Source organism: Paenarthrobacter nitroguajacolicus (genome assembly GCF_029952445.1).
Lineage (GTDB): Bacteria > Actinomycetota > Actinomycetes > Actinomycetales > Micrococcaceae > Arthrobacter > Arthrobacter nitroguajacolicus_B.
The window spans coordinates 52,753-73,503 of record NZ_JAQPPK010000023.1 but is presented as its reverse complement, the minus strand read 5'-3'; the positions used below and the strand labels follow the sequence as shown (position 1 = coordinate 73,503).

At 63.3% G+C, this 20,751-nt stretch carries 18 protein-coding genes; 5 read left to right on the top strand and 13 right to left on the bottom strand.

The genetic code is table 11. The features are described from left to right. Positions 1–5: 5 nt before the first annotated feature. From PJL15_RS16610 to PJL15_RS16590, 5 genes are all read right to left on the bottom strand, one after another. Positions 6–1,190 carry a Gfo/Idh/MocA family protein gene (locus PJL15_RS16610; RefSeq protein ID WP_432443831.1) on the bottom strand — a complete coding sequence of 395 codons (1,185 nt, stop codon included), beginning with the start codon at positions 1,188–1,190 and terminating at the stop codon, positions 6–8. A 26-nt stretch (positions 1,191–1,216) separates the two neighbouring features. Continuing rightward, positions 1,217–2,251, bottom strand: a complete 1,035-nt coding sequence (locus PJL15_RS16605) for a LacI family DNA-binding transcriptional regulator (RefSeq protein WP_281452246.1) — start codon at positions 2,249–2,251, stop codon at positions 1,217–1,219. A 50-nt stretch (positions 2,252–2,301) separates the two neighbouring features. Further along, the gene (locus tag PJL15_RS16600; protein ID WP_281452245.1) at positions 2,302–3,960 is read right to left on the bottom strand and encodes a sugar ABC transporter substrate-binding protein; all 1,659 of its coding nucleotides are present in this window, start codon (positions 3,958–3,960) and stop codon (positions 2,302–2,304) included. Between the two features lie 103 nt (positions 3,961–4,063). After that, a complete protein-coding gene (locus PJL15_RS16595; protein WP_281452244.1) occupies positions 4,064–4,987 on the bottom strand; it encodes a carbohydrate ABC transporter permease in 924 nt (307 codons plus the stop codon). 30 nt (positions 4,988–5,017) lie between these two features. Then, positions 5,018–6,052, bottom strand: coding sequence for an ABC transporter permease (locus PJL15_RS16590; protein ID WP_281452243.1), 1,035 nt, complete (start codon positions 6,050–6,052; stop codon positions 5,018–5,020). Between the two features lie 294 nt (positions 6,053–6,346). Here PJL15_RS16590 and PJL15_RS16585 point away from each other — a divergent pair, with 294 nt between their 5' ends. Further along, positions 6,347–7,306: a formylglycine-generating enzyme family protein gene (locus PJL15_RS16585; RefSeq protein ID WP_281452242.1), complete on the top strand. Its 960-nt coding sequence runs from the start codon at positions 6,347–6,349 to the stop codon at positions 7,304–7,306. Here PJL15_RS16585 and PJL15_RS16580 read toward each other — a convergent pair. The 5 genes from PJL15_RS16580 to PJL15_RS16560 all read right to left on the bottom strand — a co-directional run bounded on the left by PJL15_RS16580 (position 7,287) and on the right by PJL15_RS16560 (position 12,310). Then, positions 7,287–7,883, bottom strand: coding sequence for a DUF5666 domain-containing protein (locus PJL15_RS16580; RefSeq protein ID WP_281452241.1), 597 nt, complete (start codon positions 7,881–7,883; stop codon positions 7,287–7,289). The genes PJL15_RS16585 and PJL15_RS16580 overlap by 20 nt on opposite strands. Positions 7,884–7,991: 108 nt before the next feature. Continuing rightward, complete coding sequence (gene gatB / locus PJL15_RS16575) at positions 7,992–9,500, bottom strand: Asp-tRNA(Asn)/Glu-tRNA(Gln) amidotransferase subunit GatB (RefSeq protein WP_281452240.1); 1,509 nt, start codon at positions 9,498–9,500, stop codon at positions 7,992–7,994. After that, complete coding sequence (gene gatA / locus PJL15_RS16570; RefSeq protein ID WP_281452239.1) at positions 9,500–11,068, bottom strand: Asp-tRNA(Asn)/Glu-tRNA(Gln) amidotransferase subunit GatA; 1,569 nt, start codon at positions 11,066–11,068, stop codon at positions 9,500–9,502. Before gatA ends, gatB begins: the two co-directional genes overlap by 1 nt. Positions 11,069–11,073: 5 nt before the next feature. Further along, positions 11,074–11,370 carry an Asp-tRNA(Asn)/Glu-tRNA(Gln) amidotransferase subunit GatC gene (gatC, locus tag PJL15_RS16565; protein WP_144662020.1) on the bottom strand — a complete coding sequence of 99 codons (297 nt, stop codon included), beginning with the start codon at positions 11,368–11,370 and terminating at the stop codon, positions 11,074–11,076. Positions 11,371–11,431: 61 nt separating this feature from the next. Beyond that, the gene (locus tag PJL15_RS16560) at positions 11,432–12,310 is read right to left on the bottom strand and encodes a cytochrome c oxidase assembly protein (RefSeq protein WP_281452238.1); all 879 of its coding nucleotides are present in this window, start codon (positions 12,308–12,310) and stop codon (positions 11,432–11,434) included. Positions 12,311–12,414: 104 nt separating this feature from the next. Between PJL15_RS16560 and PJL15_RS16555 the strand changes: the two genes are divergently transcribed. Next, positions 12,415–13,929, top strand: coding sequence for an LCP family protein (locus PJL15_RS16555; protein ID WP_281452237.1), 1,515 nt, complete (start codon positions 12,415–12,417; stop codon positions 13,927–13,929). Positions 13,930–13,977: 48 nt separating this feature from the next. Here the strand turns inward: PJL15_RS16555 and PJL15_RS16550 are convergent, their stop codons facing one another. Continuing rightward, entirely contained in the window at positions 13,978–15,477 is a 1,500-nt protein-coding gene (locus PJL15_RS16550) for a CitMHS family transporter (RefSeq protein ID WP_281452236.1), read from the bottom strand. 198 nt (positions 15,478–15,675) lie between these two features. Between PJL15_RS16550 and PJL15_RS16545 the strand changes: the two genes are divergently transcribed. Then, positions 15,676–17,382, top strand: coding sequence for a sensor histidine kinase (locus tag PJL15_RS16545; RefSeq protein ID WP_281452257.1), 1,707 nt, complete (start codon positions 15,676–15,678; stop codon positions 17,380–17,382). After that, positions 17,375–18,034: a response regulator gene (locus tag PJL15_RS16540; RefSeq protein WP_281452235.1), complete on the top strand. Its 660-nt coding sequence runs from the start codon at positions 17,375–17,377 to the stop codon at positions 18,032–18,034. Before PJL15_RS16545 ends, PJL15_RS16540 begins: the two co-directional genes overlap by 8 nt. A gap of 73 nt (positions 18,035–18,107) precedes the next feature. Here the strand turns inward: PJL15_RS16540 and PJL15_RS16535 are convergent, their stop codons facing one another. Both PJL15_RS16535 and PJL15_RS16530 read right to left on the bottom strand, forming a co-directional pair. After that, complete coding sequence (locus PJL15_RS16535; protein WP_281452234.1) at positions 18,108–18,488, bottom strand: RidA family protein; 381 nt, start codon at positions 18,486–18,488, stop codon at positions 18,108–18,110. Positions 18,489–18,543: 55 nt separating this feature from the next. Continuing rightward, positions 18,544–19,056, bottom strand: a complete 513-nt coding sequence (locus tag PJL15_RS16530; RefSeq protein WP_281452233.1) for a GNAT family N-acetyltransferase — start codon at positions 19,054–19,056, stop codon at positions 18,544–18,546. 318 nt (positions 19,057–19,374) lie between these two features. Between PJL15_RS16530 and PJL15_RS16525 the strand changes: the two genes are divergently transcribed. After that, positions 19,375–20,742, top strand: a complete 1,368-nt coding sequence (locus tag PJL15_RS16525; RefSeq protein WP_281452232.1) for an LLM class flavin-dependent oxidoreductase — start codon at positions 19,375–19,377, stop codon at positions 20,740–20,742. Positions 20,743–20,751: the final 9 nt, after the last annotated feature.

The window sequence follows — 20,751 nt, the reverse complement described above, 5'->3', positions numbered from 1 at the left end:
GGAGCTCAGTCGCGGACCAAGGCGGGTTGGCCGGCCTCGAAGTATTCCACGAGGTCGGCCGGAAGCGCCGGGACCTCCCGCGCGGAGCCGTCACCGCGCAGCGATTCGGCCGCCAGGACTCCGGCCGCAACAGCCTGCCTGGCAGCAATGGGACTCGTCCGGGTCCGGCCGCCGTCGGATGCGAACCGCAGGAATTCCTCGATCAGCCGCGGATCAGCGCCGCCGTGGCCGCCGTCGCCGTCCTGGATGGTGATGACCTCGTCCGGCTCGCCACGACCCGAAGTCCGCGAAGTCCACACGTTGATGCTCTCCCCCGGCCCGTCACCGAAGTTCTCGATCCGCCCCTTGGTGCCGATGATGGTGTAGTTCCGCCAGTAATCCGGCGTGAAATGGCACTGCTGGTAGGAAGCCAGCACACCGTTGTCCAGGACCATGTTCATCATGGAAATGTCCTCGACGTCGATCACCTCCGCCAGGTCCTTCTGCTCAGTAGGCGGCCAGTTGTCCAAGGAGAACCAGTCGCCCATGCGCTTGCCCGTATTGTCACTCCGGTTGGGCACGTCACCGTACACGGCAAGATCGCCGACGGCGGCAACCCGCTTGGTGTACCCGCCGGCAAGCCAGTGGATCACGTCGATGTCGTGGGCACCTTTTTGAAGCAGGAGGGAGGTGACGTTGGCCCGTTGCGCGTGCCAGTCCTTGAAGTAGTAGTCACCGCCGTGGCCCACGAAGTGGCGGCACCAAATTGCCTTGACGTCGCCGATCCTGCCGTCCTCGATGAGTTGGCGCATCTGTACTACAACGGGCATGTGCCGCATGTTGTGACCCACGTACAGCCGGGTTCCGATCTCATACGCTGTCTGCAGGATCAGGTCCGCTGCCTCGACGGTGATGTCCAGTGGCTTCTCGCAGAAGGTGGGGATGCCCGCCTTGAGCGTACGGACGGCGACGGCGGCGTGCTGGCTATCGGGGGTCAGGACCAGCACTGCGTCCAGGCCACTGGACAGCAACTCTTCGAGGTCGTCGGTGACGCGGGCCGAGGGAATGCGCCCGGCAGCATCCGTGCGTCCGCGTTCGCTGAGGTCACAGATGATGGTGACCTCGGAGCCCTGGCCGGGCTTGTGAGCGTGCTTCCACAACCCCGAACGCAGGCCGAAACCTACGATGCCGACCTTCAAATCCTTTTCCATGGTGTGCAATTTCCTTCTGCTGATTCTTAGTAAAGTCTGGTGGCGGCACTGCGGTGCGGCGCCGATTCGCGCACAAACAGATGCCAGGGAAAGTCGAGCACGGCAGGATCAACGTGGTCGGTGGCCCGCTTCAGGAGCCGGCGGGCGAGTTTGTCGAAGAAGTCCACTGGACCCACAGTGCTGAGCGAGGGGGACATGCGCTCGCCTTCCACGGTGTTGCCCACACCGATAATGTCCACGTCCGCACCGACCTCCAGCCCAAGTCGCTGTGCCGCGTTGATGGCACTGACTGCGGCGTAATCCGTGGTGGCGTAAATGGCAGTTGGCCTGTCCGGCATGCTGAGGAGCCGTGTGGCAGCGGCGTAAGCGCCGGCCGTGGTTCCATCAAACAGCCCTACGTAGTCTTCCCGCTCCGTGATGCCCGCAGTTGCCAACGCCCCGGAATAGGCCCTGTACCTCGAGCCGCCGGAGGTACCCCCGACCGTGGCAGGGGTCAGGCAGGCGAGCCGCGCATGGCCGTGGAGCAAATGTTCCACGGCCATGCGGCAGCCGGGTCCGGCGATGGAGCGGACAACATCGAAACCGTCGGGGTCCAGGGTTTCGTCGAAAACAACCAGGGTGGTTCCGCGTTCTGCCAGCTTCCTCAAGTCATCCCGCTGGTCCTCGCGGACAGCATCCACGAACACGGCGTCCGCGTTCTGGGTTCCGAGCACTTTGACCCAGTCCGCGTCGCCCAGGATCATCGGGGTTATCCCCAGCGGGCCCGCGGCCTTCTGCACTGCTTCGATGACGGACAACGACCACGGATCGGAGAGCATGGTCAACGACAGGATCACGGTGTTGGTGCGGCCCGTTCGAATGGCGCGGGCCGCCTGGTTGGGGCGGTAGCCAAGCCTCTCCGCAGCGGCCTTGACCTTCTCCGCCGTCGGATCCGAAACGCCCGGTCCGCCGTCACCGCGGCGGCCGGACAACACGTAGGAGACCGTGGCCGTGGAGACGCCCGCCAGTTCGGCCACCATCCGGATGGTGGGCCGGACTCCCGTGCTGCCTGCTTTCGCCATGATTCCCCCTGCTTGTTCGTTGATTGCCGTGAGGCCCTGCTTTGTTGAGGCTAGCTCCTGAATACCGGCGCGTTGGGGTCCAACGCGGCCTGGTACTCATCGCGCATCTTGTCGCCGCCTTCGCTCTTCCAGCGCTTGACCGCGTCCTTGAGCTCGTCGATCTTCGCCCTGCCGGTGATGATGTCCACCACTTTGTCGCGCAGTTGCTTGGTGATCTTGGCACCCACCTTGGCATTGGTGTCCGAGTAGGAACCGTTGGTGGGGTTCCGCCAGGCGAACTCCAGCAGCTTTTCCTCCTGCTGGCTGATGTACCGGGTGTCGTCGTCGAAGCCGGGGTTGAAGAGCACGTTTTCCGGGCTGGACATGATGTTCAGGGCCGACACCAGTCCGGGCGCGTTGGTGGTCCCGGTCTCCGTGCGGGCCGGGTTGCCGGAAGCATCGATGGTGTAGTCCTGCCCCAGTTCACCGAAGTTCTTCTGCATGTATTCCACGGTGCCAAACGGGGCCGAGAGGTAGTTGATGAGGGCCAGCAGTTCGCGGATCTTGCTTTCTTCGGCCTTCTTGAACGGCGTGAATCCGACGGTTCCGTAACCCATGTCGTAGACGGGCTTGACCTTGCCGTCCGCACTGAACGGGACCAGGATGTCGAACTGGACGTCCTTGTTCAAAGACCGGTAACTGCGGAGATCGTGCGGGCCCACAATCACCTGGGCCGCCACGCTGCCGTTGGCGACGCGGGCACGGATATCCGTGGCCTTGGAGTCCGGGTAGAAGACGCCCGCTGCGAACATCTTTGCGGTGAACTCGACGCCGGCCATGTATTCGTCGGTCTCGTACAGGTGCGTCAGGGTGCGGTCCTTGTTGACGGCCCAGCTGTTCGGTGCGCCAAACCACTCGGTGACCATGTGCAGGGCGTTGATGTAGGCAGGCTCCAGGGCGTACTGCTGGTCACCCGGGCGGGTCAGCTCCTTGGCCTTGTCCAGGAACTCATCTGCCGAGGCCGCTTCGAAGCCACCCACCTTGGCCCACATATCGTGGTTGCCCAGGTACACCTGGCCAAAGGGGGTGCTCGGGATGGGCGCTCCCCAGATCTTGCCGTTCACGACGGCGGTCTTCCAGGAATCCGGTTTAAGTGCGGCCAGGTTGGGGTACTCAAGGACGGCGTCGCCGGAAAGGTACGGCGTGAGGTCCTGGAACTTGGCCTCAAGCATGGGCCCCACGTTGGGAATCCCCTGGTTCGGCGGGACCCACATCATGTCAGGAAGATCGTTGCTGGCCAAGACAGTGGCGAACTTTGCCGGGTAGCCATCGCCGATGTCTTCGGCGATCTGCAGTTCCAGGTCGCCACCGAGCTTGGTGTTCAGCCGCTGCCAGAAGGGGTTGTCCTTCAGTCCAGGGCTCATGGTGTCAAAGGTCTCGGTCAGGCCCGTCACCTTGCCCTTGAGCGGGGGCGTCTTCACGGACTGCACAGCTGTGGGCAGTTTGAAGTAGCCGGCCTGGAGACCCTTGGCGTTGCCGGCGAGGTCCGGAGTCACACCGGTGAATTCCTTGTACGTGGGCAACTTGACCGAAGCGGAGGCAGCGGCGCCCCCGTTGCTTGCGGCTCCGCCACCACCGCAGGCGGACAAGCCGGCGGCGGTCACGGCCAGGCCTGCGAGGCCAAGGAAACCGCGGCGGCTGAATCCAGCCTGTGAGGTAGTGCTCGTCATGGCATAACCCTTTCTGGTTACTTGCTGTGGATGTGTAGGGGTTTGTTTGTTTTAGGGCCCGCGGGTTTTTGGACCCGCGGGCGCGGCTGGCCTTTGACCGCGGCTAGCCTTTGACCGCGCCAGTGATGACGCCCTTGGCGAAGTGCTTTTGGAGGAACGGATAGACCATCAAGATGGGGACCAGCGCCACCACGACCACCGCCATCTGGATGGACTGCGGCGGAGGTGTGGTGGTGATTCCGAGCTGGTCTGCCGCCCCGCTCCCCTGGACCACGAAGTTTCGGAGCAACAGCTGGATGGGCCATTTGCTGTGGTCGTTGATGTAGAGAAGTGCGTTGAAGAACGAGTTCCAGAAGCCCACTGCGTAGAAAAGCCCCACGACGGCGATCACGGCTTTGGACAGTGGCATCACGATCCGCCACAGGATCTGCCAGTCGTTGGCGCCGTCGATCCGGGCGCTTTCGATCAGTTCGCCCGGAATGTTCATGAAGAACGAGCGCATCACCACAAAGTTGAAGGCTCCGAAAATCCCCGGCAGGATCAGCGACCACAAGGAGTCCAGCAGGCCGAGCTGGCGGATCATCAGGAACGATGGAATCAACCCTGGCGCAAACAGAAGCGTGAAGAGTACCGCCAGGATCACGGGCCTGCCAAAGAGGACCGGGCGGCTGGTGGCGTAGGCCATGGTAATGGTCACGAAGAGCGCAAGGATGGTGCCAACTGCGGTAATCAGCATGCTCACGCCGAGGGATTGCAGGACCATGGGGCCCTTGAAGATGGTGGCGTAGGCCTCCAAGGTGGGGCGTTCGGGCCAGAGCACGAATCCGCCTGCCTTGACCAGTTGCTCCGTGTCGGCCAGGGAGGTGGAAACCACCAGCAGGATGGGCGTGAGGATGGACAGGCTGAACACGATAAGGACCACGGCCTTGACCGTTTGATACAGGGCGGAAGGCTTTTCCTTCCATACCGGGCGCTTGGGGTTGTAGCTCAGTTCCCGGGGCTTCCTGGTGAAGAATGTTGTTGCCATGGGTTTCTCCTTGTGCGGCAGCCGCGAGGGCTAGCCAAGCTTCTTCGCAAAAATTCCGTCTTCGCCGAAGCGATGGGCAAGTTTGTTGGCGCCGTAGATCAACAAGGCGCTCACGACGCCCTTGGCAAGGCCGGCAGCCGCGCCCGAACTCCACCCGCCTCCCACTACGCCGGTGTAGTAGGTGAAGGTGTCCAGCACCTCGGCAGCGCCTGCTCCGACTGCGTCCCGTTGCAGGATGAACTGCTCGAAGCCGACCGAGAGGATGTCCCCGATGCGCAGGATCAGCAGAAGGACGATCACGGGCCGCAACCCTGGCAGGGTGATGTGCCACATCCTCCGCCACCGGCCGGCACCGTCAGCGGCGGCGGCCTCATAGAGCGATGCATCGATGCTGGCCAATGCGGCGAGGAAGATGATCATGGCCCATCCGGCGTCTTTCCAGATCATCTGGACCACCACCATTACGGGGAAGGTTTCCGGGTTGGTCATGAAGGAAATGGGCTCCATGCCCCAATCGCGCAGCAGGTTGTTGACGAAGCCCGCCCCGCCCAGCATCTGCTGGAAGAAGGCGATCACCAGGACCCAGGAAAGGAAATGGGGCAAGTACGCGATGCTCTGGAAGACCTTCCGGACCCGCGTGCTGACCAACGAATCCACGATCAATGCCAAAACCAGCGGCACCGGGAACAGGAAGACCAGTTGCCACGCCGCCAGGTACAGGGTGTTCCAGAACGCATGGATGAAGTCCGGGTTGCCGAAAAGGTCCACGAAGTTCTGCCAACCCACCCACAGGCTGTCTCCGATGCCCAGGTACGGCTGGTAGTCCTGGAAGGCGATGACGTTGCCCAGGATGGGAATGTAGAAGAAGAGTAGAAGGAACACCACTCCTGGCACCATCATGAGGAGCATCTGCTTGTCCCGGCGAAGACGGGATCGAAAACTCTGCTGCGGGGCCTTGCTCCTTTTCCGCTTCTTCGCGCCGGCAGTGGCCACGTTGCCGCCTGCCGTGGCGGGGACTCGGCGAGCTACGGGCAATGCCGGAGCCTGTTCCGTCGTCGAGTTCATGCTGTCTCCTCAAGTGCTGAGCGAAACCATCAATGTGATTCAGACCACGCTCGTTAACCGTTTAACAAACCATAAATGACATTCCGCACCTTTGCAAGAACATGATGGAAAATGCGCTCAAAAATCATCTTTCATCATTTTCGACGGCGGCCTCGTGCCAGTAGGATGTGTTGAGGGGCACCCGGCGGGAAGCCGCGCCACGTCCCACAAACACGTGGAACGAAGGAGATCGGAGTGGCAGATTGTTGTTCCCCGGGCCCAGTCGCCAGGGATCATTCAACGCCTAAGCTGTCTATGCCGCTGCCCCGGGCGGGCGGCGGCACCGACGCGGGCACCGGCGTCGGGGTCTCGGTGAACGCGAAGCCTTCCACCCCCGCGGCCACCGGTGGCGATGTCCAGGTTCCGGCGGGGATTTTCGCTATGGGCGACCCGTTTGGGGAAGGCTATGAAGCCGACGGTGAGGCCCCCGTGCACCAGGTTCGGATGCCAGCCTTCAGGATCAGCGCCACGACCGTAACCAACCAGGAATTCGCGGCGTTCATCGATGCCACCGGATACCGCACCGAGTCGGAGATCTTCGGGACGTCGGCCGTGTTCCACTTGGCTGTCAAAGCGGACAAGAAGGACATCCTCAACAGCGTCGGCAACGTCCCGTGGTGGCTCAATGTCCGCGGAGCCGACTGGGCCCACCCAGCCGGTCCGCTTACCCACTGGAGCGAAGCAGCGGACCACCCAGTGACCCATGTCTCACACAATGATGCCCTTGCCTACTGCGGATGGGCCGGCCGGCGGTTGCCCACCGAAGCCGAATGGGAGTACGCAGCCCGGGGCGGACTGTCCGGGCAGCGCTACCCCTGGGGCAACGAACTGCACAAGGACGAGCCGGGACAGGCGGCCCACAATTGCAACATCTGGCAGGGCGACTTCCCGGTCCGCAACGACCTCGACGACGGTTACCTCACCACAGCCCCCGCGCGATCCTTTGCCCCCAACGGCTACGGCCTCTACCAAACCAGCGGGAATGTGTGGGAGTGGTGCAGCGACTGGTTCCTGCCCAAGTACTACAGGACGTGCCTGGCACAAGGAACGGTGGAGAACCCGCAAGGGCCCACGATCGGACGGGGCAAGGTCATGCGGGGTGGCTCGTATCTTTGCCACGACTCCTACTGCAACCGCTACCGCCTGGCCGCGCGGAGCTCAAACACGCCGGAGTCGGCCAGCGCGAACCTCGGTTTCAGGACCGTAGCTCTGTAGCCTGCCTGGGTCCGTGTCCGCGGTGCCCGCCCATGAGCACGTGTCCACCCTTGAGGCCGGCAGGCAGTTCTCCGGCGACGATCCTCGTTGCGGTAACGGTGCTGCCGTCCTTGATGCCGCTGATGTGGACTTTGTCGCCGGTTTTCAGGTCGGCGGCCGTAGCCGACGGCAATGCAGGCTTACCGCTGCCGCTGCCATTGCGGAGCTGCGACATGTCCTCGGGTATCTTGGCGATCCGGGTGTCCGCGTTGATCACGTACCGCTGGCTGAAGCCATCCTCGCTCTTCACGGTGACATCCGAGCCGTTTACCGATTCAATGGAGCCGGACTGGGTGAGAACGGTGCGGTAGCTCCCGTCCGGCTGCTTGACGACGTGCTCGCCGTGAATGGCCTGTCCGCGGTCCGCATTGGCTCCGGCTTTCGCTGAGGCTGACGGGCTTGGCGTGGCAGAGGTGTTCGACGGCGATGGGCTGGGTTGGGTCCCGGCCCACACAGCGGCGCCACCGGCGCCGGTCAAAGCGACGGCGATTCCGCCGGCAAGAAGGGCCTTGCGAAGGCCCGGTTCAAGAGTGGCCATGCGTTAATTGTGCGCCTCTCCCCTGAAAAAAGTAGGTCGCAGCAGATGCCGTTATGAGCAGTCAATACGGCATCTGCTGCGACCTGGTTGGGTGGGCCGGGCGGGAGGTTAGCCCTCTACGCCAAGCTTCTCCAGGATGAGTTCACGTACGCGGCCGGCATCTGCCTGGCCACGGGTGGCCTTCATGACGCCGCCAACAATCGCGCCGATGGCCTGGACCTTGCCGCCGCGGATCTTCTCCGCCACATCAGGCTGGGCTGCAAGTGCGGCGTCGATGGCCTCCAGAAGGGGGCCGTCGTCGGACACGACCGCGAGGCCGCGCTTTTCAACGATCTCCGCCGGAGTTCCTTCGCCGGCGAGGACGCCGTCCAGGACCTGGGTGGCCATCTTGTTGTTGATCTTGCCGCCTTCGACCAGCTTGTTGAGCTCGACGATAACCTGCGGCGTCACACCAAGTTCGGCAGGATCGACGTCGGCCACCTTGGCGCGGCCCACGATCTCACCCATCCACCACTTGCGGGCAACATCGGCGGAGGCGCCGGCAGCGATGGTTTCCTCAATGGAGTCCATGACACCTGCGTTCACGACGTCGCGGAACTCGAGGTCGGAGTAGCCCCAGGCTTCCTTGAGGCGCTTGCGCCGTTCGGCGGGAGGCTCGGGAAGGGTGGCGCGGAGTTCCTCCACCCACTCACGGGAGGCGACGACGGGAACCAGGTCAGGCTCCGGGAAGTAGCGGTAATCGTCAGCGTCGGACTTGGGCCGGCCCGACGTCGTCGAACGCGTGTCCTCGTGCCAGTGGCGCGTCTCCTGGATGACCGGCTCGCCGGAGTCCAGGACGGCGGCGTGCCGCTGGATTTCGTAACGGACGGCGTGCTCGACGGCGCGCAACGAGTTGACGTTCTTCGTTTCCGAACGGATACCGAAACGTTCGCGGCCGTGCGGGCGAAGCGAAACGTTGGCATCGCAACGGACGTTGCCGCGTTCCATTTTGGCATCGGAAACACCGAGGTTCTTCACGATCTCGCGGACTGCCGCGACGTACGCCTTGGCCAGTTCAGGAGCACGGCTGCCAGCGCCTTCAATCGGCTTGGTGACGATCTCCACCAGCGGCACACCGGAGCGGTTGTAGTCCACCAGCGAGTAGTCGGCACCCTGGATACGGCCAGCTGCGCCACCCATGTGGGTCAGCTTGCCGGCGTCCTCTTCCATGTGGGCGCGTTCGATTTCCACGCGGAAAACCGTGCCGTCCTCCAGTTCGATGTCGAGGTAGCCGTCGTAGGCGATCGGCTCGTCGTACTGGGAAGTCTGGAAGTTCTTGGGGGTGTCCGGGTAGAAGTAGTTCTTCCGGGCGAAGCGGCAGGATTCGGCGATCTTGCAGTTGAGGGCAAGGCCGATCTTGATGGAGGACTCCACGGCGGCCTTGTTCACCACCGGGAGAACGCCGGGCATGCCGAGGTCGACCTCGTTGACGTTGGTGTTCGGCTCGTCACCGAAGACGTTGGGTGCAGAGGAGAACATCTTGGTCTTGGTGTTGAGTTCCACGTGGACCTCAAACCCCAGGACGGGATCGTACTTCTCCATGGCCTCTTCGAAGCTCAGGGTTGCGTCGACGGACATTAGTTGGAACCTCCGGCGGTTGTTGCGGCAGAACCAAGCGCAGCAGTTTTGAGATCGGGCGCCTTCGCGAGCATCGGGCCGCCCCACTTCTCTTCAAGGATGGACTCGAGCACGGCACCCACGCGGTAGAGCCGGGCATCTTCGCGGGCAGGAGCAAGGAGCTGGATTCCGACGGGCAAACCGTCCTCATCGGCAAGGCCGCCCGGCAAGGACAGGCCAGGGATTCCTGCGAGGTTCGCCGGAATCGTGGCGACGTCGTTCAGGTACATGGCCAGGGGGTCATCCAGCTTCTCCCCCAGCTTGAACGCCGTGGTGGGCGCCGTGGGCGAAATAAGGACATCAGCCTTGGCGAACGCGGCATCGAAGTCGCGCTGGATCAGGGTGCGGACCTTCTGTGCGGAACCATAGTAGGCGTCGTAGTAGCCGGCGCTCAGGGCGTAAGTACCCAGGATGATGCGGCGCTTGACCTCATCGCCGAAGCCGGCAGCACGGGTTGCACCCATCACGCGTTCGATGGTCATGGGACCGTCCTTGGGCAGGACGCGCAAGCCGAAGCGGACGCCGTCGAACTTGGCCAGGTTGGACGAGACTTCCGACGGCATGATCAGGTAGTACGCTCCCAAGGCGTACTTCAGGTTGGGGCAGGAAACCTCGACGATTTCCGCACCGGCATCCTTCAGGATCTGGAGCGACTCGTTGAACCGGTTTTCGACGCCGGCCTGGTACCCCTCGCCGTGGAGTTCCTTGACGATGCCGATCTTCATGCCGGCGACGTTGCCCACGCGGGCAGCGGCAACAAGGTTGTTGAACGGGTCCTTCAGTGACGTGGAGTCGAACGGATCGTGGCCGCCGATGACTTCCTGCAGCAATGCCGAGTCCAGCACCGTGCGCGATACCGGGCCGATCTGGTCCAGGGAGGACGCCATGGCGATCGCGCCGTAACGGGAGACCGCGCCATAGGTGGGCTTCACGCCGACGGTTCCGGTGACGGCACCGGGCTGGCGGATGGAGCCACCGGTATCGGTGCCGAGCGCCAGCGGCGCTTCGAAAGCGGCGACGGCGGCAGCGGAGCCACCGCCCGAACCACCGGGGATGCGGTCCAGGTCCCACGGGTTGCGGGTAGGGCCGAATGCGGAGTGCTCCGTGGAGGAACCCATGGCGAACTCGTCCAGGTTGGTCTTGCCCAGGATGGGCATCTTGGCTGCGCGCAGCTTCTTGACCACTGTGGCGTCGTAAGGGCTGTGCCAGCCCTCGAGGATCTTCGAACCAGCCGTGGTGGGCTGGCCGATGGTGACGATCAGGTCCTTGACCGCGATCGGCACGCCGGCAAGGGCGTGCAGTTCCTCGGCTGCGGCACCGCCTGCAGTGCGGGCAGCGTCAACTTCGGCCGCAACGGCCAAAGCCTCTTCGCCGTTGACGTGCAGGAACGCGTTAACCTGACCGTCGACGTCTGCAATGCGGTCAAGGTGCGCCTGCGTCACCTCGACGGCGGTAACCTCGCGGGCAGCCAACTTGGCTGCGAGATCGGCAGCGGAGTGGCGGATGAGTTCGTTCTTCAGCTCAGTCATGGTGATCAGTCCTCATCCAGGATTGCCGGGACCTTGAAACGGTTCTCGTAGGCATCCGGCGCGCCTGACAATGCCTGCTCGGCCGTGAACGTGTGCCCCACGACGTCTTCGCGGAACACGTTGGTCAACGGAATCGGGTGCGATGTGGCCGGGACGTCATCCCCGGCAGCCTCGCTGACGCTCTTCACCGAATCCACGATGACAGCAAGTTCAACAGCCATCCTGTCCAGTTCTTCGGCACTCATTTCAATGTGAGCCAGACGCGCAAGATGCGCGACGTCGTCACGGTTGATCGCAGCCATGGATCTCCCCTGCAAAGTTCAATTGGTTTTCCGAACCAGTCTACTGGGCTGGGCGCGGGCTTCAGCGCCGATGCAGGTGCTCCGCGTTCAACTGGTCCAGTTGCGCGTCAGTGAGCTCATCGAAACCGCGTGCCTCGCGTTTATCGCTCCGCGAAAACCGGATGAACATCAGGATGATCAGGGGCAGGTCGACGATTTCGCAGATGAACCACAGCGCATCCCCGGCCAATTGCTGGTCGCGCAGCGGGTCCGGGAACCACCCAAGCATGGCCCCGGTGGTAGTGACATGGTCGAGGACCTGACCGTTGAGGCGCAGCAGGATCCCCGGCACGGCATCGACGAGGAGTTCGATGAAAACGAACACGAACTCCAAGGTGATGTAGACGCTGGAGCGCTGGAAGTCCGCTTCTTCGATGATGGGCAGTGCCATCAGGAGGCCAAGCAGCGGTATGCCAATCGTCAACAGCGTTTCGGCCACGGGATCAGCGCGCAATGTGTGGAATGCCGGGGTCAGGAAGGTGGAGAAGAGTGCCAAACCCAGGAGCGGGGCGACCAGCGAATTGCTGAAGAAGCGCACAACACGGTGGGCCAGCACTTTGTTCAGCACCGCGATGCCCCTGGCGGGCAAGGCCGCCCGGGCGAGGGTGATGGGCCGGCCCAGGCCCAACAGCAGGGGCACAACGAACAGGAGCAGGGAGACTTTGACGGTGAACGCCCAGCGAAGGTCGGCGCTGTAAACGCCGGTAAATCCGCAGGTGAGCAGGGCCATGGATCCCAGACCCGGAACGTAGAAGGCCAGTGTCCGCCAGAGCGGCCACGTATGCCCGTTCCTGCTGGCGGCCCTGATTCCAAGGCCGTAAAGCACGCCAAACATGCTGATCATTGCGAGGGCTGCCCAGTCCATTCGCCAGGCACTGCCAAGGAGTTCAAGTGGTGGCACCAGGCCATGATATTCCCGCAAACTGAACGGCAGGACGATAGGGGAAGTTCCCAGAATCGCTCAGTAACATGGACCGCTTCTGACCCCTAGGAAAGGCCGGCCCTGTGCAAGGTCGTCACGAAAGTCCCGACCCCCACCGCTCCGATCCAGCCCTTGCTGCCTACCCCGGTCAGGGCAGGCTGGTTGACGGAAGCCTCGATGCCCCACCCCGTAAGCGTCGCCGCTGGCTAAGGCTCGGCGTCCTTGTGACAGCCGCTGTTTTGCTCGCGGTGCTGTGCTTCGGTGGGTATTGGCTGTGGCGGTTGCAGTCCAATATCTCAACGAGTGCGCTGGGCGCCGGAGGTACCCGCACCGAAGGGCCGGTGGATGACCGCAAGGACCGGCTTCAGATCCTGGTCCTTGGAAGTGACACCCGCAGCGGTAAGAACAGCCAGTACGGCACGGCGGACCAGTCCTCCGGTTACGGCCAATCGGACGTCATGATGCTGGTGGATATCTCCGCGGACAACAAAAACGTCAACGTCATCAGTTTTCCGCGTGACCTCATGGTGGACGTACCTGAATGCAAGGACCAGGCCACGAATCAGCAGCATGCTGCCCGTACGGACGCGATGATAAACAGCGCGATGGCTGAGGCCGGGATCGGCTGTGCCGTCGATACCGTCAACAAGCTCACCGGCTTGGAAATCGATCACTTCATGATGGCGGATTTCAATGCCGTCAAGGAACTCTCCACCAAGGTGGGAGGTGTGGATGTGTGCGTCAATTCCGCCGTGGACGATCCCGATTCCGGGCTGCGCCTTCCCAAGGGAACCTCGCAAGTGCAAGGAGAACAGGCGTTGGCTTTCCTGCGCACCCGGCACGCTTTCGCAGACGGCGGGGACCTGGGCCGGATCCAGGCCCAGCAGGCCTTCCTTGGCTCGTTGGTCCGCAAGCTCAAATCCGAGGGCACGTTGACCAACCCGCAGAAAGTGCTGGACATCGCCGACACCATGACCAGCAACCTCACCGTGGATACGGGATTGTCTTCGGTTCCCGCGCTGCTGACCATCGCGGACCGCCTGAAGAACATCGACCCCGCGAAGGTCAACTTCATCACTGTGCCCACCGTGCCCGCGCCCTCGGATCCCAACAGGCTGGCTTTGGCGGAACCGGCTGCTTCACAACTTTTCTCGGCCCTGCAGCACAGCGCGGACCTCAGCCAGGGTGGGACTCCCCCTGCCGAGGCGTCCAGTCCGCCGGCCAAGCCATCGTTCGACAAGGCACTCCAGCCGGTATCCGTTGCCAACGGAACCTCGGTAACGGGCCGCAGCAATGCCATCGCTGAGACCCTGGCCGCCGCTGGTTACACCAAGACAACCCGGCTGCAGGCACAGCCCCAGGCGCAAACCATGGTCTACTACCAGGCCGGTTTCGAGGATGTCGCCGCCGATATCGCCGCAATGTTCGGATTGCCGGCCACCAGCGTCCAGGAGGTCACCGGGATCGAAGGCGTCCAGCTCTACGCCGGTGAGGACTTCGCTTCCGGCGACAAACCCGTCCAGGCCCCGGCACAGGGAAGCATTCCCAGCCAAACGGCAAATGACCAGACCTGCCAGGCAACAAACCCGGCAGGCTGATCATTTGCAGTGGTGCTTCTGAGCTGTGCTGCTTCTGAGCTGTGGTGCTTAGCCGATGCCGATTGCTCCCGTCAGGACACCTACGGCCAGCATGACGATCGAGATGACCGCGGTGCGCCACAGGACCTTCTTGTGGTGGTCGCCCAGGTCCACCTTGGCCAGCGACACCAGCAGGAGGATCGCCGGAACCAGCGGGCTCTGCAGGTGGAACGGCTGGCCAGTGATGGAAGCGCGGGCCATGTCCGCCGCTCCAACGCCGTAGTGGGCGGCGGTTTCGCTCAGGACCGGCAGGACGCCGAAGTAGAAGGCATCGTTGCTCATGAAGAACGTCATCGGGATGCTCAGGACGCCGGTGATAACCGCCATGAACGGGCCCATGTCAGCAGGAATGATCTGGACGAGCCATTCGGACATCGCCTTGACCATGCCGGTACCGTTCAACACGCCGGTGAGGACTGCGGCGGCCATGACCATGCTGACCACGGCAACGATCGATGGGGCGTGGGCAATCAACTGTGCGCCCTGGTCCTTGACCTTGGGGAAGTTCACGAGGAGGGCGATGGCCGAACCAACCATGAAGACGAACGGCAGCGGAACGATGTTGGCCACCAGGGTCACCATGACGGCAACGGTAAGTGCCAGGTTGAACCAGAACAGCTTGGGACGCAGCGTGGTGCGGTTGGGGTCCAGGGCGGTGTCTGCCATGGCGGTGTCGTGGTCGTCAACCAGGGTTTCGGGACGTTCAAGGACCACGACGCCGGAGCCTCCGCCGGTGCCCGGCTTGCCTGCTGTGGGCGATCCGGTGCGTCCGAAGCCGAAGCGGCCCCTACCCGAACCTGAGCCCGAACCGGCGGCAACTGCACCGCCGCGGCCGGTGCCGCCGTCGAACGCTTCAGAGGGATCTGCCACTTCACCCCAGATTTCGGGGGCTACGGTGCGCAGGCGGTTGCGTTCCTGCAGGCCCAGCAGCCAGGAGAAGACCAGCACCACGATAAGGCCGACGATCAGGGAAGGAACCATCGGGACGAAGACGTCGTTGACATCGAGCTTCAGGGCGGTGGCAGCACGCGCGGTGGGGCCGCCCCAGGGCAGGATGTTCATGGTGCCGTTGGCCAGGCCGGCCACGCAGGTGAGGACAACGGGGCTCATCTTCAGGCGCAGGTACACCGGCAGCATGGCGGCTGTAGTGAGGATGAAGGTGGTGGAGCCGTCTCCATCGAGGGAAACCGCGGCGGCAAGGATCGCGGTGCCCAGGACAACCTTGGCGGGGTCATTACCCAGCTTGCGGAGGATGAACTTGACCAGCGGGTCGAAGAGTCCGACGTCGATCATGAGGCCAAAGTAGATGATGGCGAACATGAGGAGCGCGGCAGTGGAGGTCATGGACTTCATGGAGTCCATGACCATGGGGCCGATTCCGAGACCTGCTCCGGCGAAAAGGCCAAAGATGGTGGGGACGATGATCAGCGCCAGGACGGGCGTCAACTTTTTGGTCATGATCAGGACCATGAATACCGCAATCATTGCGAATCCAAGCAAAACCAGCACGGCCGGCTCCTTACTACTGTGAATGGCGCCACGTCGGTGTGATGCGCACTACAGACAATATGGTGGCCTCCGTCACGCGGAGGGGTTTCCGGGAATTGTTGGGAATACTGCTCGTTGCGAACGTTTTGCGCATTGTGCTCAGTGCTTCAATGGATCTGGAGGAAAGGAGTGAAGGTGCCCCGTAGCAGCAGAGTCAGCATGCGCTTTTCCACCCAGACGCTCCTCCTCCAACTCGGAGTAGTGCTGCTGGTGGTCCTGCTCAGTGGCGTGGTCCATGCTTGGCTTGTCTATGAACGGATTGGCGACGAGGCCGAAAACCAGGCCCTGACCCTGGCCAGGACGGTGGCCGCAGATCCGGATGTCCGCGCCGACGTCCAGGCCATCAGCAAAGAGGAAGGCACTCCGCCGCCCGACGTCCTCGCTGCCGGCCCCCTCCAAGCAGCAGCGGAAGCAGCCCGGGTCCGGACAGGCGCATTGTTCGTCGTCATCACGGATGAAACAGGACTTCGGCTGGCACACCCGGACCTGGCACGGCTCGGCGAACGGGTCAGCACCGATCCCTCCGTGGCCCTTGCCGGCGAGGAGATCACCACGCGGAACACAGGGACGCTCGGGCCTTCGGCCGGCGCCAAAGTCCCGGTCTACTCCCCCGACAACGCCGCAACAATAGTGGGCGAAGTCAGCGTGGGCTACTCCATGGAATCGCTGACCAAGAGTCTGGGGCGCGACATCGCACCCATTGCCCTGACGGCTGGTGGTGCGCTCCTGGCCGGCGTCCTCGCTTCCTTCCTCCTCCGCCGGCGCCTCCAGCGGCTCACGCTCGGACTCGAACCCGAGGAGATCAGCACCTTGGTGCACGACCAAGTGGCGGTCCTTCAAGGTGTTGATGATGGCGTGATCGGCATCGCCGCCGATGGCCGCATCTCCGTGTTCAACGCAGCCGCAGCCCGGCTCCTGGACATGCCGGATGCCACGGGCCAGGACTGGACGTCGGCGAACGTCCCGGAGCAACTCAAACAGCTGACGCGACCCGCAGCGCAAGACGCCGAAGCCGTGGAAATCGTGGCCGGCGGACGGGTCCTGGTGGCAAGCGCCCGCAAAGCCTGGCACCGGAAGGAAGACCTCGGCTGGGTGGTCATGCTTCGTGACCGCACCGAATTGCAGCAACTGACCCGGCAACTGGATGCGGTGGGCACGATGTCCACGGCGCTCCGGGCGCAGCGTCATGAATTCGCCAACCAGTTGCACACCATTGCGGGGTTCATGAGTATCGGCCAGCACGATTCCGCCAAGGAGTACTTGGCCAGGATCTCTGCCACCGGGCCCCTGAAATTCCCGGTGGAGCAAGCCGAACTCCTGCAGGATCCCTATCTCCAGGCCTTCGTTGGCGCGAAGGGCGTGGAAGCTTCCGAACGCGGCGTGGCCCTGCGCATCGGCCCCGAAACCCTGGTCCGTGGACATGTGGCCGATCCCCAGGACGTCACCACAGTGCTCGGCAACCTGATTGATAACGCGGTGAGCGCCGCCGTCGCCGGTTCTGCCGCAGAGCGCTGGGTGGACATCGAACTGCTGGACGAGCAAAGCGGCGACGGCGGCGCCCTTCACATCGTGGTGGCCGACTCCGGGGACGGGCTTGGGAACCTGGAACCTGAGGAGGTTTTCGCTGAAGGGTTCACGACGTCGGACCAACCGGTTCGTCCGGGAGCCGGACAAGGTTTGGGGCTGGCCTTGGTGCGGCAGCTTGCGCGTCGACGCGGTGGTGATGTCCGGGTCCTGGAACGGGGCACAGCGGGCGGGCCCGGCGCGGTGTTCATGGCCACCATCCCCGGAGTCATGGACAGCACCGGAACTGGTAGCGGCACAGCACAGGCGGGGTCAACGATGAGGGAGGATAACGGTGGCTGAGGATTTGAGGGTGCTGATCGTGGATGACGACTTCCACGTGGCAAGACTCCATGCAGCTTATGTGGACTCAGTGGCGGGGTTCATGGCGCTCGCCCCGGCGGGGTCCGTTTCCCAGGCCCTGCAGGCGATCCACAGCTTGCGGCCCGATCTTGTACTGCTGGATGTCTACCTGCCTGATGGGTCCGGCCTTGACCTCCTCGGGCAGTTGGACGTGGACGGCATTATGCTCACGGCTGCCTCCGATGCCCAGTCCATCAAGGTGGCGTTCCGCCGGGGTGCATTGGGGTACATGCTTAAGCCCTTTACCGCCGAGTCCTTGTCCCAGCAGCTTAGGTCCTATGCGCGCTACCGCCGGATCCTGGCACAGCAAACGGCCGTTGACCAGACCACCATTGAACGGGCCAAGCGCTCCCTGATTCCCGGAGACGTTGCCCCGGCGGCCAAGCCACGCTCCGCCACGGAGGCTGCAGTCCTGGAATCACTGGTCCCCGGCGAACAGTATTCCGCTGCCGAAGTCGCTGAACGGGTCGGTGTCTCTCGGGCCACAGCGCAAAGGTACCTGTCCTCGCTCGCTGACGATGGCGCCGTCGAAATCCAACTGCGCTACGGAAGCACCGGCCGCCCGGAACACCGGTACGGCGTCCCGGGCTGACCCAACTGGGTAACAGCAACTGCTCCAATGAGGTGTCAGTGGAGCAGTTGCTGTCACCCAGTTGGGTGTGGGGCTATGCGGACTTTTGGGCTACGAGTTCGATTTCCACGAGCATCTGCGGGTCCAGGAACGGCAGGACGTGCACCAAGGAAAGCGTCGGGCGGATCTCGCCGAAGACTTCGCCGTGCGCGCGTCCGGCGTCTTCCCACTTGCTGATGTCGGTCAGGTACAGCTTGGACTGCACCACGTCTTCGTAGGAGAACCCGGCGTCCTCCAGGACCGTGCCGAGTTTTTCCAGGATGTACTTGGTCTGCGAGTAGAAGTCGTCGCCCACAATTCCATCAGGTCCCGAGGCGGCCGTGGCCGAAATGAAGAGGGTGTTGTCCACCTGGACTGCGCGGGAGTAGCCAAGGGTCTGTTCCCAGACCGAACCCGTGCCGAATGTCTTGCGCATGCCGCGCCTTCCTGTCGTTGCGACCGGCCCGGTGACCGACGCTTCGAAGGAAACTTTATGACTGCCCGAGCTCGAGCCTGTAAACGAACAGTTTTATGTCGGTACCCGGAACAAACCAGTCACGGTGGGGTGCACGGTCGAATCCGGTCCGGGCGTACAGGGCGTTGGCGCTTTCCCAGGTGGCCCCGGTGGTCAGCGACACAGCCTTAATCCCGTCCATCGACTTCGCCTGGTCGACGACGGCCTGCACCAAGGCGCGGCCCGCACCTGAGCGCTGGACTGCGGGATCCACAACGAGGGTGCGCAATTCCAATTCGTCCTCGAGTCCGATGTCCGAGAAACCGCCGCCTGCCGGAGCTGCCGTAACGGATCCGATCACCTCGCCGTTACGCTCTGCCACCAAAATCTCAGCATGCTCCGCGCGTCCGGCCACGTCCTGGAGCTTCTGCAGGTACGGGTGGTCGGCGTCGCCGTAGTACCCCGCGGTGACGTAGGAATCCTGCGTGATGCGGGCAACGGCGTCGTAGTCTTCAGGCAGGGCGGGACGGACGGTAATCGGAGAAAGCACCTACCAATGGTAGTCGCGTCTGGTGCTCCTGGGATACCAAATGCCCTTTTCCGTGATGGAACTATCACCTTTGCGGGGACTTCCTACCCAAGACGCCCGACGCCGGGTGGCCGGTTTGGGTGGCTCGGCCGGGCCAGGCGGGTTCCTTTCTGTTGCCTCCTGTGGCGTTGAATGCCGTTCCGTTGCGTTTGGTGAACCCCGGTTTCCCGCTGTTGCGCGGACGTGTCGGGCTGCTGGCGGTGGTCTTCGAGGACGTGCTTAAGTTGCCACACAACCCGCCACCCACCAGCCCCGCACTGTCCTGAACCAAGGAGAAACATGACCCCGCCAAAGCGCCAACTGCACCTGAACGCTTTCCTCATGAGCACCGGACACCACGAAGCCTCATGGCGTCTGCCGGAAAGTGATCCCTTTGCCTCCACCAAAATAGAGCACTACCAGCACCTCGCCCGCACCGCGGAACGAGGCAAGCTCGACTCCATCTTCTTCGCCGACTCCCCCGTCCTGTTTGGCGAGGTGGGCCGCCGTCCGGCCGGAAAGCTGGAGCCCACGGTATTGCTGACGGCCATTGCCGCGGCAACGCAAAGGATCGGCCTGATCGCCACCGCGTCCACCACCTACAACGACCCCTTCAACCTCGCGCGGCGCTTCGCCTCCGTGGACTGGGTGAGCGGCGGACGCGCCGGGTGGAACGTGGTGACCACCGCGGGCCCCGATGCAGCACGGAACTTCGGGGTGGACGACCAGCCGGCACACGCAGTCCGCTACGAACGGGCGGCCGAGTTCATCGAGGTAGCGCAAAAGCTGTGGGACAGCTGGGACGATGACGCCATCCTTGCCGACAAGGAACAGGGCGTCTGGGGCGACGACACGAAGATCCGGGTCATCGACCACGAAGGAAAGCACTTCCGGGTCCGCGGTCCCCTCAACGTTCCCCGCTCACCCCAGGGCCACCCTTTGGTTGTCCAGGCGGGGTCCTCGGAAAACGGTAAGAACCTGGCGGCCCAGTATGCCGAAGCCGTGTTTACGGCCCACCAGACACTCGGCGACGCACAGGATTTCTACTCGGATCTAAAGGCACGCACAGCCGCTGCCGGAAGGGACCCCGAAGGCATCAAGATCCTGCCGGGCATCGTCCCGGTGATCGGTTCCACCGAAGCCGAAGCCCTCAGGCTCGAAAGGGAACTTGATGAGCTGATCAAACCCGAATACGCGCGCGAACAGCTTGCGCGGACGTTGCGGCTGGCACCTGAGGACCTTCCCCTGGACCGGCAGCTCCCTTCGGACCTTCCCTCCGAAGACGACATCGAAGGAGCCAAGAGCAGGTACACCTTGATCGTGGAACTGGCCCGCCGAGAGAAACTGACTGTCAGGCAGTTGATTGGCCGGTTGGGTGGCGGCCGCGGGCACCGGACCTTTTCCGGCACACCGGAACAGGTGGCCGATGCCATCCAGGAATGGTTCCACGCAGGAGCTGCCGACGGCTTCAACATCATGCCGCCCGTCCTTCCCTCCGGCTTGGAAGTCTTTGTTGACCAGGTGGTGCCGATCCTGCAGCAGCGCGGCCTCTTCCGCACCGAGTACACGGCCACAACGCTTCGGGGACACTATGGGCTGGACCGGCCCGGTAACCGTTATGCCGGAAGTGCTGCCCAGGAGCTGACTTCCATTGGTTCGGCCTTCTAGGCGCTACAC